Source organism: Nonomuraea sp. NBC_00507 (genome assembly GCF_036013525.1).
GTDB lineage: Bacteria > Actinomycetota > Actinomycetes > Streptosporangiales > Streptosporangiaceae > Nonomuraea.
In genome coordinates this window covers 3,672,320-3,685,145 of record NZ_CP107853.1, presented here as the reverse complement: position 1 = coordinate 3,685,145, position 12,826 = coordinate 3,672,320, and the positions used below count along the sequence as shown (strand labels likewise).

Genomic DNA, 12,826 nt, shown 5'->3' with positions numbered 1-12,826 from the left:
AGGATTCGCTCGTCCCGAAAGGGCTCACTCCTAACGGATTCGCGCCACCAGCCCGGCGATCTCCTCCGCCAGGTCGTCGTTCACCTCGGCGTGGCGGTTGAGCAGCCGGGCGGACGCGCAGGCGTACGATCTCGAGGCCAGGAAACGGCTGCGCGAGCTGAGCGACGACCTCATCCTGCGCGCACTCTCATGAAATTTTTGGAATCTCCGCACACACTCTTCCTGTTGATCCAGACAAAGGGAGGTGTGCGTGTATCAACCGGCACGATGGGGACTTGGTGCGGCAGGCGCGGGCGTCGCGGTGATCCTGGGCCTGGAGTTGACGAGCCTCGACGAGGTGAACCCGATCAGGAGGACCATCAGCGAGCACGGCCTCGGCCCTGACGGCTGGATCTTCGGGCTCGCGGTGGGCCTGCTGGCGGCCGGGTCGGTGGCCATCGGGGTGTCGCTGGCACGCAAGAAGCTCGCCGGCGTCTTCGGCACCGTGGCGCTCATGGGGTGGAGCGTGGGGTTGTTCCTGACGGCCTGGTTCGAGAAGCACGACTGGTCGGTCGGGCCGAGCACGAGCGGCAGCATCCATCGCGTGGGCAGCATCATCGCGTTCGTGTGCCTGCCGCTCGCGGCAGTGATCATCGCCCGTCCGTGGCGGCATCGGGAGCGGTCTAAGGCCACGCTCGTGGCGTTCGGGCTCGGGATCTGCTCGGTGTTGTGGGTCGTGTTCATCGGCGCGATGATCCTGATCGCCGCGGAGACCGGGATGGCGTGGTGGCGGGTCATGCCGCTCGGGCTGGTGGAGCGCGGTCTCGCGGTCACGGAGGTCGCCGCGCTGCTCGCCCTGGGGGTGTGGGCCGCCCGGCGATGGGACGGCGACGACGCCGTCCAGAGAGCCGGCGAGGTCGTCACGGCGGTGGGCGGAGCAGGCGTAGCAGGGCGATGAGGCGGTCGTCACGTCGACGGCGTGGCAGGGCGATGAGGCGGTCGTCACATCGGCGGGCGTAGCAAGGCGATGAGGTCGTCCACGTAGCTTCTGAAGACGGCCGCCATGTCCACCCGGTCCGGGTCGATCAGCCACTGCGTCTGCAGGCCGTCCATCATCGCGATCAGCCGGTCGGCGTGCGCCTCGGCGTCGAGGTCCGCGCGGAACTCGCCGCGCTCCACGCCCCGCCGCAGCGCCGCCGCCATGTCGGCGCGCAGCCGGCGGTAGCGTCGCCTCGCCCACTCGTGGCCGGGGTGGTCCGGCGTCACGGCCTCGCCGCTGATCACGGAGAACAGCTGCACCAGCCCGGGCGCCCGCGCATTGTGCTCCACCACGCCGACCAGGGCGCGCAGCGCGTCGATCCCACCGGCCGAGGCCAGGTCGACCTTGCGTTGGTCGAGCTCGTCCCGGTAGTCCAGCACCGCGACGAGCAGCCGTTCCTTGCTCTTGAAGTGGTGCAGCAGCCCGGCCTGGGAGAGCTCGACCCGCTCGGCGATGCGGGCCAGCGACGCCCCTCGATAGCCGTTCTCGGCGAACTCCAGGAGCGCGGCGGCCAGGATGCGGTCCCTGCGCGCCTCTCCCCGTTTCACCCCGGCACCTTATCTGGTGCTGGCGTGGCGGCTGGGCGTGCCGCTAACCTGACCCCGCCTCACGTTTGATCTCCCCCCAATCAGGAGGCCGCCGTGCCGTCCCCGCGTGATCGCCAGGCCCGCCTCGCCACGTACGTGGTCTACGCCGTGCAAGGGCTGTCCTTCGCCTCGCTGCTCATCCAGGTCGCCAATCTGCAGGCCAAACACGGGCTCGACGAGGGCACGCTGACGCTGCTGCTGCTGATCGTGCCCGTGTTCGCGGGCGTCGGCAGCGTGGCGGCCGGCGCGTTCGCCGCCCGGCTCGGCAGCAAGCTGCTGCTGCGCATCGCCCAGCCGGTGGTCGCCGCGGCCGTGGTGTTGACCGGGCTCGCGCCGAGCGTGCCACTGCTGGTGCCGGTGCTGCTGGTGTTCGGGGTGGCGGTGGGCGCTGTGGACGCCGGCATGAACATGCAGGGTGTCGCGGTCGAGCGCAGGTACGGCATGCAGGTGCTGAACGGCTTCCACTGCATGTGGAGCGTGTTCAGCCTGGCCGGGGCGCTGTGGGCGTCGGTCGCCGCAGGCCTGCCGCTGCCGCTCGTCATGGCGGTCCCCATGGTCGTCGCCCTGGCCGGCTCGCTCTACGCCGGGCCGAACCTGTGCACGATCGAGGAGGAGAAGGTCGAGAGCACATCTGTCCAGGCCGAGGGCCGCTTCCCGTGGCGGCCGATTCTCCCGCTCTGCCTGGCCATGGCCTTCCTGTACATCGGAGACGCCGCGGTCTCCAACTTCAACACCCTGTTCATGAAGGACATCCTGGCGGCGGGACCGCAGGTGATCCCGCTGGCCTACGCGGCGTACCAGGCCACGACGCTGGTCGTCCGGCTCGGCGGCGACGTCGCGGTCAGAAGGTACGGCCCCGCCGCCATCGTCAGGATCGGCGGTGTGATCGCCACGCTCGGCTTCCTGGGTGTCGTGCTGGCCCCGAGCCAGCCGCTCGGCATCGTCGCGTTCGGCCTCACGGGGATGGGGCTGGCGGTGGTCGCGCCGCAGTCGTTCTCGGCCGCGGGCAGGCTCGACCCGGCAGGGACCGGGGTGGCCATCGCCCGGGTGAACCTCTTCAACTACGTCGGCTTCATCGTGGGCGCGGCGCTGGTGGGCGGCATCGCGGACGCCACGGACATGCGGGTGGCGTTCGTCGCGCCGCTGGTGCTGGCCGCCGCCATCATCGCGCTGGCGCCCGGCTTCCAGCCGAAGCAGGCCGCTGACTCCTCGCGCTAAGTGAGGCGTTCTCCCTCGGTCAGCAGTTTCTCCTTGATGCCGCGTACGGCCTCGGCGGCCTTGTGCGCCGGCAACCGCGCGAACCCGACCACGACGGCCGGCGGCCCCGGCGACTCCCGCATGGGCCCCACCGGCTCGGCGGACACGCCGATGGCCTGCGCGATCCGCGCCACCTGGTGCTCGTCCCAGCCGCCCGGCAGCTCCAAGTAGGCGTGCAGGCCCGCCTCGATGCCCTTGACCTGCACCTCGGGCAGGTCATCCGCCAGCGCCGCGACCAGGGCGTCCCGGCGGCGACGGTATTCCCTGCGCATCCGCCTCAGATGCTTGTCGTAGCCGCCGGTACGCAGGAAGTGGGCCAGCGCGTACTGCTCGATGACCGGCGAGCCCAGGTCCTGCTCCCCGCGCGCCCGCCGGATCGCCTCGGCCAGCTCGGCGGGGGCCGCTACCCAGCCCATGCGCAGCCCGGGGGCGAGTGCCTTGCTGACGCTGCCGGAAAGGACCACCCGTTCGGGGGCCAGGCCCTGCAGGCAGCCGACGGGGTCGCGGTCGAACCGGAACTCGGCGTCGTAGTCGTCCTCCAGGATCACCCGGTTGCCCGCGGCCGCCCACTCCATCAGGGCGGCGCGGCGCGCCGGGGACAGGACCACGCCGGTCGGATACTGGTGCGCCGGCGTGACCAGGACCGCGTCCCCGCTCAGCCGCCGCACGTCCAGGCCCTCCTCGTCCACCGGCACCGGCACCAGGTGCGCGCCCGCCCGCCTGAGCAGCGGGCGCTGGCGGTGACTGGTGGGGTCCTCGACGGCCAGGCGCGGCGCGCGGTGCTGGGACAGCACGTGCAGGACCAGGCTGAGCCCCTGGGCCACGCCGCCGACGACGACGAGGTTCTCCGGCCGCACGTCGGCCGCCCGGACCCTCCGGAGGTAGCCGGCCAGCTCCTCGCGCAACTCGGGCACGCCGCCTGGGTCGCCGTAGTCGAGGGCGTCGGACGGGACGGTGGCCAGGACGTGCCGCACCGCCGCCAGCCAGCGCTCCCTGGGGAAGTGGCCGAGGTCGGGAGAAGTGGGGCGGTGTCCGTAGAAAGGGCTGGCCGTGGCGCGGCGCACCGGCTTGGCCCGCAGTGGCGCGGCCCGGGGCGGCCTGCGGGTGGTCACCGTGGAGTTCTTGGGGGTGACCTGGGTGCCGACGCCCACCCTGGAGACCAGGAATCCCTCGGCGACGAGTTGCTCGTACGCCTCCACCACCACGCCTCTGGAGACCTGGAGGTCGGTGGCGAGGTCGCGGGTGGCGGGCAGCCGGGTCCCCGGGGCCAGCCGGCCGCCGCGGATGGAGGCGCGCAGCTCGGACGCGATCTGCCCAGCTATGCCCCCCTTATCGCGATTTATCTGGATATGGAGGTCAGCCATATTGGTCCTGACTTTCGGCCGGACATTGGACTGTTTGTGCGAACCATTGTCTACCTAGCATCCTTCACATGAGAAACGGCATACTGGGCGCCGCCTCGGCCATGTTCCTGGTAGGGACACTGGCCGGGGTGTCAGGGCTCGTCGGCGCATACCCCCTATACGGCGGACAGGCCGTCCGGTATCTCGTCGCAGCGGTCATCCTGCTCCTCATAACGGGAGCTCTCGGCCTCCGGTTCGTCCGGCTGACGCTCAGGGAGAGCCTCTACCTCGGCGGACTCACCCTGCTCGGCCTGGTGTTCTTCAACGTGTGCGTGATCGAGTCCACGCGTTCTTCGGGCCCGGCGCTGGTCGGGACCATCCTCGGCACCGTCCCGCTGTGGCTGGCGCTCGCCGGCGGGCGTCCCGCACCCCGGCTGCTGATCGGGGCCAGCGTGGTGGTGGCCGGGGCAACGCTGGCCACAGGACTCGGCACGGGCAACCTGCCCGGGCTGCTGTGGGCGCTCGGCGCGCTCGTGGGCGAGGTGAGCTTCTCCGTGTTCGCCATCCCGCTGCTGCCGAAGCTGGGGGCGATCAGGCTGTCGGCGTACTCGACGGCGCTGTCGGTGCCCATGCTGGTGGCGGTCGGGCTGCTCGCCGAGGGCGCCGCGATGTTCAGGACGCCCACGGTGGCGGAGGCGCTCGGATTCGCCTACCTGGCCGTCGTCATCACGGTGCTGGCCTTCTTCCTCTGGTACACCGCGCTTCCCAAGCTCGGTCCCGGCTTGGCCGGGCTGTTCGCCGGGCTCATCCCGGTGGGCGCGATCTCCACAGGGGTGGTCCTGGGAATCGCCACGCCGTCCGCGTACGACCTGCTCGGGGCAGGACTGGTGATCGCGGGCATCATCGTGGGCCTCACCGCCGGCCGGGATCGAGGGGATACCGGGGCCGCCGGCACGGATACGGCCATGCCGGCCGAAAGCCACCGAGATCACGCTCCGGCAGCCGATGTTCCATAGCCGGCGTCGCCGGGCGGAGTGGCCGAGCGTGCTCCTATGACTCCATCTATAATAGGTGGAGTTATTCAAGGGAGGTGGCGTGGACAAGCCGTCCGGAATGTTCGACCGGGACTTCGAGTGGTCCGAGCTGACCCGCTACGCGACTCTGCCGGGGCCGCGCGCCACACTGGGCGTGGTCACCGGCCGACGCCGCCAGGGCAAGACGTACCTGCTCGATGCCCTCACCCGTGCTACCGGCGGTTTCATGTTCACCGCCACGGAAAGCACGCAAGCCGACGCGCTCCACGAGTTCGGGGCGGCTCTGGCGCGTCACCGCGGCCAGCCCACCCCTTTCCGTTTCACCGACTGGAACGAAGCGGTCACCGAGCTGATGCGCCTGGCAGACCAGGGCAGGCCGGTCACCGCGGTGATCGACGAGTTCCCCTTTCTCGCCAAGGCATCACCCTCGCTCCCCTCCGTCATCCAGCGCGCCCTGGACCCCACCGCACAGCACACCAACACCCCGGTGCGGCTCCTGCTGTGCGGCTCCGCCGTGTCCTTCATGAGCCGCCTGCTCTCCGGCAGCGCACCACTGCGCGGACGCGCCGGGCTCGAACTGCCGGTCCCCACACTGGATTTCCGGCTCGCCGCGGAATTCTGGGAGATCACCGATCCGCGCACCGCCCTGCTCACCCACGCGATCGTCGGCGGCACCCCTGCCTACCGCCAGGAGTTCACCCACGGCGACGTCCCCGCCGGCCTCGACGACTTCGACGCCTGGGTGGCCCGCGCCGTGCTCAACCCCGCCCGCCCGCTCTTCCGCGAGGGCCGCTACCTCCTGGCCGAGGAGCCCGAGCTCCATGACACCGCTTTGTATCACTCGGTGCTCGCCGCGATCGCCCACGGCAACAGCTCCCGTGGCGGCATCGCCGACTACTTGGGCCGCAAGTCGACCGACCTTGCCCACCCGCTCAGCGTTCTGCAGGACGTCGGCATGATCACTCACGAGACCGACGCCTTCCGCCGCAACCGCTCCCAATATCGCATCTCCGAACCACTGGTGACCTTCTACCACTCCGTCATGCGCCCCTACTGGGGCGACCTCGAACGCCCTGGCCGCGCCCCGACGGTCTGGCGCCGCACCCAAGGCACCTTCCGCAGTCAAGTCCTCGGCCCTCACTTCGAACAGGTCTGCCGTGACTGGACGCGCTGGCACGCCGCCTTCGAAACGCTGGGTGGCCACCCCGGTCGCGTCGCCTCCGGTACGGTGAGCGATCCGACCGGCCGCACCAGCCACGAAGTCGACGTGGCCGTTCACGGAACGGACGAGCAGGGCCGCGAAAGTCTGCTCGCGATCGGCGAGGCGAAGTGGAACGACACCATGGGATCAGGCCATGTCGAGCGCCTGGAACACATCCGCTCCTTGCTCACCACCCAGGGCAAAGCCACCGAGGCCACCCGCCTGGTGTGCTTCAGCGGCAACGGCTTCACCGATGACCTGCGCCACCGCGCCACCCATGACCCGTCACTCCAACTGGTCGACGCCTGGCGGCTTTACCACGGCACATGACGCCACCGCGAACCCCAGCGAAGGGCCCAATGATCGGCTGGGTCGCAGCACGAAGGGAGAGAGCGAGCGCGTAATCTCTAGGCAACGCGAAAGGATGGACATGGGCGAGTTCGACTACACCGACCTGCTGCCGCTGGGAGCCGATGAGACCGAATATCGGCTGATCACGACGGAGGGGGTGCGGAAGGTCGAGGCGGCTGGGCGTACGTTCCTCGAGGTCGAGCCGGAGGCGTTGCGGCTGCTCACCGAGACGGCCGTCCACGACATCTCCCACTACCTGCGGGCCTCCCACCTCGCCCAGCTCAGGAAGATCGTCGATGACCCCGAGTCCAGCGGCAACGACCGCTTCGTCGCGCTCGACCTGCTGAAGAACGCCTCCATCTCGGCCGGCGGCGTGCTGCCGATGTGCCAGGACACCGGCACCGCGATCGTCATGGGCAAGCGCGGCCGCCACGTGCTGACCGACGGGCGCGACGCCGAGCACATCACGCACGGCGTGTACGACGCCTACACGCGGCTCAACCTGCGCTACTCCCAGATGGCCCCGCTCACCATGTGGGAGGAGAAGAACACCGGCAACAACCTGCCGGCCCAGATCGAGCTCTACGCCGAGGACCCGCACGGCCATCCGGACGAATACAAGCTGCTGTTCATGGCCAAGGGCGGCGGCTCGGCCAACAAGTCGTTCCTTTACCAGGAGACCAAGGCCGTGCTCAACGAGAAGCGCATGATGGCCTTCCTGGAGGAGAAGATCCGCTCGCTCGGCACCGCGGCCTGCCCGCCGTACCATCTGGCGGTCGTCGTGGGCGGCACCTCCGCCGAGTACGCGCTCAAGACCGCCAAATACGCCAGCGCCCGCTACCTCGACTCGATCCCCACCGAAGGGTCGCCGTCCGGGCACGGATTCCGCGACCTGGAGATGGAGGCGAAGGTCTTCGAGCTGACGCAGAAGCTGGGCATCGGCGCGCAGTTCGGCGGGAAATACTTCTGCCACGACGTCCGCGTCATCCGCCTGCCCAGGCACGGGGCGTCCTGCCCGGTGGCCATCGCCGTCTCGTGCTCGGCCGACCGCCAGGCACTGGCGAAGATCACGCCGGAGGGCGTGTTCCTGGAGCAGCTGGAGACCGACCCGGCGCGCTTCCTGCCGGAGACGACCGACGAGCACCTGTCCGACGATGTCGTCCAGGTTGACCTCAACCGGCCGATGCCGGAGATCCTCGCCGAGCTGACGAAATATCCGGTCAAGACCCGGCTGTCGCTGACCGGCCCTCTCGTGGTCGCCCGCGACATCGCCCACGCGAAGATCGCGGAGCTGCTGGACAACGGCGGCGAGATGCCGCAATACCTGAAGGACCACGCCGTCTACTACGCGGGACCGGCCAAGACGCCGTCGGGCTACGCCTCCGGCTCGTTCGGGCCCACGACTGCCGGCCGGATGGACTCGTACGTCGAGCGCTTCCAGGCGGCGGGCGGCTCGATGGTGATGCTGGCCAAGGGCAACAGGTCCAAGCAGGTCACGGAGGCCTGCCAGAAGTACGGCGGGTTCTACCTGGGCTCCATCGGCGGTCCGGCGGCCAGGCTGGCGCAGGACTGCATCAAGAAGGTGGAGGTGCTCGAATATCCCGAACTGGGCATGGAAGCGGTCTGGAAGATCGAGGTGGTGGACTTCCCGGCGTTCATCGTCGTCGACGACAAGGGCGAAGACTTCTTCACCGATCGCACGGGGCCTGTCCTGACGATCGGGCGTCGCTGAGCGGGTGCCTGCCGACGCCGAAGGGTGCCGGGTGTTTCGCGCCGCTCGGCACCGGCGTCGGGTGAGTTAGGGGTGGGGTGAGCTAGGGAGTCTGGCGAGCCAGGGGGTGGTCAGGCGGCCAGTTGCAGGGGCGCCCGGTGCGGTGCCACGACGCTGCCGTCGGGCAGCAGCAGACCAGTGTCCTCGAACAGCACGACACCGTTGCACAACAGGCTCCAGCCCTGGTCGGGGTGGGCCGAGATCACGTGCGACGCCTCACGATCGGGCGCCTCGGCACTGGGGCAAGGGGGGAAGTGACTGCACATTGCGCACCTCTCAGCTGGCGCTGCGGATTCCGGGTCTTCAAAAGGGGAGCTTGCGCCCCGACGGCGTGCGAAGGTCCAGTGCGGCTCCAGTCGGCTTCTTCGGCCGGCGGCGAACCTGTGTCTGGCGCATCTTCATCACGTCCCTCAACGGTCTGCGGTTAGTTGTCGAGCTCCGGATTCACTCCCAGTGTGACGATCGGCACTGACACTTTCGGCCGTCTCTGGGAGATCGCCTTCTCTCTTGGCTTAACCATGCCCCCGCCCCCTTACGACACCCTTACAACTCGCTGACGGCTCTCTTGAGTTCCTGTCAGCGGGCCTTCCCGCACATGAAAGTCCCCTACTAGGCATCATGCATCTTTGCGTGCCACCGGTGTGTGCCGCTCGACACACCCTCCGTGAGCTGGGATAACGCGCAGCAACTGATCGGCTCCCTGCGTGGGACCGCCGGGAAGCCCGATCCGCCGTCACGCTCGCCGTCCACGATCACGATCGCAGCGGGGAGTGAACATCGCGCCGCACTCCGTGCGATTGCTGACGGGGCGAGTCAGACGGGTTGACTTAAGTTCGCAACAAATTATCGGCCGCGCCTCTACTGGTCGGTTTACACAAATAGGTAAGCTGCCTGGCATGCGTGCGCCCTCCGGTTACCTACTCGCGGCGCGCTATCGGCTCATGGAGCCTGTCGGGCGCGGCGGCATGGGCACCGTTTGGCGGGCACACGACGAGCTGCTCAACCGCCATGTGGCGGTCAAGGAGGTGCGGCTGCCCACCGTGCTCGACGAGGAGCTGCGTGCCGAGCTGTGCGCTCGCACCGAGCGCGAGGGCAGGGCGACCGCGATGGTCGCGCACCCATCGGTCATCACCGTCTTCGACGTGGTCACCGAGGACGACCGTCCGTGGATCGTGATGGAGCTGCTCAGGGCCAAGTCACTGGAACAGCTCATCCAGGAGGAGGGCGCGCTCGAGCCGCGCAGGGTCGCCGAGATCGGCAGGCAGATCCTCGGCGCGTTGCGGGCCGTGCACGCCAAGGGGATCCTGCACCGCGACGTCAAGCCGAGCAACGTGCTGGTGACCGAGGACCGGGCGGTGCTCACCGACTTCGGCCTGGCCGCACTCGAAGGTGACGTTTCCATCACCCAGGCGGGGATCGTCCTGGGGTCCGCGGGATACATCGCCCCGGAGCGGGTGCTCGGCTCGAAGGCCAGCCCGGCCGGCGATCTGTGGTCGCTCGGGGCGACCCTCTACACCGCCGTCGAGGGCAGGGGCCTGCACGGCCGCCGCACGGCCGCCGCCGCGCTCGCGGCGCTCACCAGTGGTGAGCCCATCCCGATGACCAAGGCGGGGCCGCTCGCTCCCGTGCTTGACGCGCTGCTCAGGATCGACCCGCAGACCAGGCTCGATTCCGTACGCGCTTCGCTCATGCTGGCCAGGGTGGCCGCCGGCGGCTCGGCCGAGGAGCCGCTGACGCCGCGCAAACCCCCACGTTCTGGACCTGGGATCACACCGCCGTCTTTCACACGCAGGCCCGCGCATCGCGGGCTGCACCGGGCCGACGTCATGACGACGATGACCGTTCCCGTGCCGCGACAGGAACGTAAGCCCGGCGAGGGCATGCACAGGAAGCGTGTTGAACCACGGCCCACACCGTCCGCTTATGCCCGTTTCAAGGCGGCGGTGATAAAGTTGTGCCTTCCTCGGCGGTTCTGGCCAAGAGAACTTCGCAAGCGAGGGTAAAGCACTTCCCAAGCGAGAATCGATATCTTCTTCTCATGCCGGAACAGCAGACACGCCTGCTCGCGGAGCGCTACGAGCTCATAGCCCCGCTCGGTCGGGGAACCATGGGCACCGTGTGGCGAGCCCGCGACCGCGCGCTCGGGCGCGAGGTGGCGGTCAAGGAAATCCGCCAGGACCCGGGACTCACCGAGGAACAGCGGTCCGAGCTGCGCGAACGTATGGTGCGCGAAGGCCGCATCGCCTCGCGGATCAACCACCCCTCCGTCGCGTCCATTCACGACGTGCTGATCCAGGACAACAGCCCGTGGATCATCATGGAGCTCATCGAGGCCCGCTCGCTGGAGCAGGTCATCGAGGAGGAGGGGCCGCTGCCGCCCCGGCTCGTGGCCGAGATCGGCGTCGACCTGCTCGGCGCGCTGCGTGCCGCGCACGCCCAGGGCATCACGCACCGCGACGTCAAGCCGGGCAACGTGCTCATCACCGAGAGCGGCCGTGTGGTGCTGACCGACTTCGGGATCGCCAAGGCCGAGGGCGACTCACGGCTGACGAAGACCGGCATGGTGATCGGTTCACCCGGCTACACGGCCCCGGAACGCGCCAGAGGTGAATACACCGGGCCGGAGTCGGACATCTGGTCGCTCGGCGCGACGCTGTACTTCGCGGTGGAGGGGCGGCCGGCGTACGAGCGGTCCACGATCGCGGAGACGCTGGCGGCGCTGCTCACCGAGAGCGCCGATCCGCCCACGCAGGCGGGGCAGCTGCGGCCCGTGCTGAACGGGCTGCTCAACAAGGACTATCGGCAGCGGCTCCACGCTGCCAAGGCGGAGACCTTGCTGCGCATGGTCGCCGACACCCCGACGAGCGAGATGCCGGCGCTGACGGCCGAGGCTCTCATGGCGCAGGAGGCTGCTTTGCCCGATCCGTTCGCCGCCCCGAAGCCTCCTGCCGGCCAGGCCCCCGCCGGGCCGGGCGCCCACGGTGGCCCTGGCGCCCAGGGCGGTCCTGGCGCGCAAGGTGGCCCCGGCGCGCAGGGTGGCCCTGGCGTGCAGGGGCGCCCGGCAGGCCGAGGAGCCCAAGGACCTGGCGGCACCGGCGTCGGCGGTCCTGGACCCGGGCCGATCGGCCCCGGCATGCATGGCCCCGGTCGTGGCGCGCCCGTTGGGCCCGGCGCAGGCGCTCCCGGCCACGGCCCCGCAGCCCCCGCAGGCCCGGACAGGCCAGGCGCAAGCGGGCCCGGCGCAGGCGCACCCGGGGCAGGCGGGCCAGGCGCAAGCGGGCCAGGCGCAGGCGGACCCGGCGCAGGCGGACCCGGCGCAGGCGGACCCGGTGCGGGCGGACCCGGTGCGGGCGGACCCGGCGCAGGCCGACCCAGTGCGGGCGGACCCGGCGCAGGCCGACCCGGCGCAGGCGGACCCGGTGCGGGCGGCCCGGGTGGGCCCGGTGCGGGCGGCCCAGGTCGGCCTGGCGCGGGTCGCGTGGGCGGCGTTGGATCGGTGGGCGGTGGGCCTGGCGGGCCGGGTCCGCAGCCTGTGTCCGGGCCTCAGGGGCCCGGGGGCGGGCGAGGGCCGACGTCGGGACCCCAGGGACCGATACGCGGCTCGAAGGCGCCCACCGTGCCGCAGAGCACCGGCCACCCACACGGCCAGCAGCCGGTAGCACAGGGTCCCGGCTCGCAGGCTGGTGAGCCAAGGGCGCAGAGCGGTGGCCCAGGGACACAGACCGGAGGGCCAGGGGCACAGGCCGGCAGCCCGGGGGCGGAGGCGCGTGGGGCCGGGGCGTCGGGCAGTGGGCCTCAGGCGTCGTCCCCCGAGACGGCGTACGATCCCGAGCGGACGGTGAGCATCGCGCGTCCCAAGGGCACGTTCCCGACGGCGCCGCAGCAGGGGCAGCCGCCGAAGCCGCCCGGCGACGAGGGCGCCATCTCCACCATGCGCATCCAGACACCGCACAGCGGTTCGCCTGGCCAGCAGGTCTACCCGCTGCCCGCGCCCCCGGCGGGGCAGCAGCAGCACGGGCCCCAGCAGCCCGCGAGGCCGCAGAACCCCCAGCAGGCGGGCCCCCAGCAGGGCCCGCAGGGACCGCATCAGGGCAAGGGCCTGGGGACGGACCTGTTCGCGATCGCCGGGCAGGAGGAGCAGCAGCCCGCGGGCAACCGTAACGGCATGCTGGTGCTCATGGCGGTGGCCGCCGCGGCCGCCGTGGTGATCGCCGTGCTCATTGTCGCGCTCTTCTCCGCCTGAGCACGGCGCCCCCGCAGCCGT

Annotated in this window: 11 protein-coding genes; 7 read left to right on the top strand and 4 right to left on the bottom strand. The window is 70.4% G+C overall.

Going from position 1 to position 12,826, the window contains the following annotated elements:
- Positions 1 to 30: 30 nt before the first annotated feature.
- Positions 31 to 174 carry a hypothetical protein gene (locus tag OHA25_RS18515; protein ID WP_327588807.1) on the bottom strand — a complete coding sequence of 48 codons (144 nt, stop codon included), beginning with the start codon at positions 172 to 174 and terminating at the stop codon, positions 31 to 33.
- Between the two features lie 76 nt (positions 175 to 250).
- Between OHA25_RS18515 and OHA25_RS18510 the strand changes: the two genes are divergently transcribed.
- Positions 251 to 937: a DUF998 domain-containing protein gene (locus tag OHA25_RS18510; RefSeq protein ID WP_327588806.1), complete on the top strand. Its 687-nt coding sequence runs from the start codon at positions 251 to 253 to the stop codon at positions 935 to 937.
- 44 nt (positions 938 to 981) lie between these two features.
- Here the strand turns inward: OHA25_RS18510 and OHA25_RS18505 are convergent, their stop codons facing one another.
- Positions 982 to 1,566: a TetR/AcrR family transcriptional regulator gene (locus OHA25_RS18505; RefSeq protein ID WP_327588805.1), complete on the bottom strand. Its 585-nt coding sequence runs from the start codon at positions 1,564 to 1,566 to the stop codon at positions 982 to 984.
- A gap of 93 nt (positions 1,567 to 1,659) precedes the next feature.
- Between OHA25_RS18505 and OHA25_RS18500 the strand changes: the two genes are divergently transcribed.
- Positions 1,660 to 2,823, top strand: a complete 1,164-nt coding sequence (locus tag OHA25_RS18500) for an MFS transporter (protein ID WP_327588804.1) — start codon at positions 1,660 to 1,662, stop codon at positions 2,821 to 2,823.
- On the opposite strand, the gene pdxR is transcribed toward OHA25_RS18500, so the two are convergent.
- A complete protein-coding gene (gene pdxR, locus OHA25_RS18495) occupies positions 2,820 to 4,226 on the bottom strand; it encodes a MocR-like pyridoxine biosynthesis transcription factor PdxR (RefSeq protein WP_327588803.1) in 1,407 nt (468 codons plus the stop codon). The genes OHA25_RS18500 and pdxR overlap by 4 nt on opposite strands.
- A gap of 68 nt (positions 4,227 to 4,294) precedes the next feature.
- Here pdxR and OHA25_RS18490 point away from each other — a divergent pair, with 68 nt between their 5' ends.
- From OHA25_RS18490 to OHA25_RS18480, 3 genes are all read left to right on the top strand, one after another.
- On the top strand, positions 4,295 to 5,221 hold the full coding sequence (locus OHA25_RS18490) for a DMT family transporter (protein WP_327588802.1): 927 nt from the start codon (positions 4,295 to 4,297) through the stop codon (positions 5,219 to 5,221).
- Between the two features lie 79 nt (positions 5,222 to 5,300).
- The gene (locus OHA25_RS18485; protein ID WP_327588801.1) at positions 5,301 to 6,770 is read left to right on the top strand and encodes an ATP-binding protein; all 1,470 of its coding nucleotides are present in this window, start codon (positions 5,301 to 5,303) and stop codon (positions 6,768 to 6,770) included.
- A 100-nt stretch (positions 6,771 to 6,870) separates the two neighbouring features.
- Positions 6,871 to 8,523, top strand: coding sequence for a fumarate hydratase (locus OHA25_RS18480; protein WP_327588800.1), 1,653 nt, complete (start codon positions 6,871 to 6,873; stop codon positions 8,521 to 8,523).
- 110 nt (positions 8,524 to 8,633) lie between these two features.
- Here OHA25_RS18480 and OHA25_RS18475 read toward each other — a convergent pair whose 3' ends face one another.
- Entirely contained in the window at positions 8,634 to 8,828 is a 195-nt protein-coding gene (locus OHA25_RS18475; RefSeq protein ID WP_327588799.1) for a DUF5999 family protein, read from the bottom strand.
- Positions 8,829 to 9,458: 630 nt separating this feature from the next.
- Here OHA25_RS18475 and OHA25_RS18470 point away from each other — a divergent pair.
- Together OHA25_RS18470 and OHA25_RS18465 are read left to right on the top strand one after the other, a co-directional pair.
- Entirely contained in the window at positions 9,459 to 10,565 is a 1,107-nt protein-coding gene (locus OHA25_RS18470) for a serine/threonine-protein kinase (RefSeq protein WP_327588798.1), read from the top strand.
- A 35-nt stretch (positions 10,566 to 10,600) separates the two neighbouring features.
- On the top strand, positions 10,601 to 12,805 hold the full coding sequence (locus tag OHA25_RS18465; RefSeq protein WP_327588797.1) for a serine/threonine-protein kinase: 2,205 nt from the start codon (positions 10,601 to 10,603) through the stop codon (positions 12,803 to 12,805).
- The last annotated feature ends 21 nt before the right edge of the window (positions 12,806 to 12,826 follow it).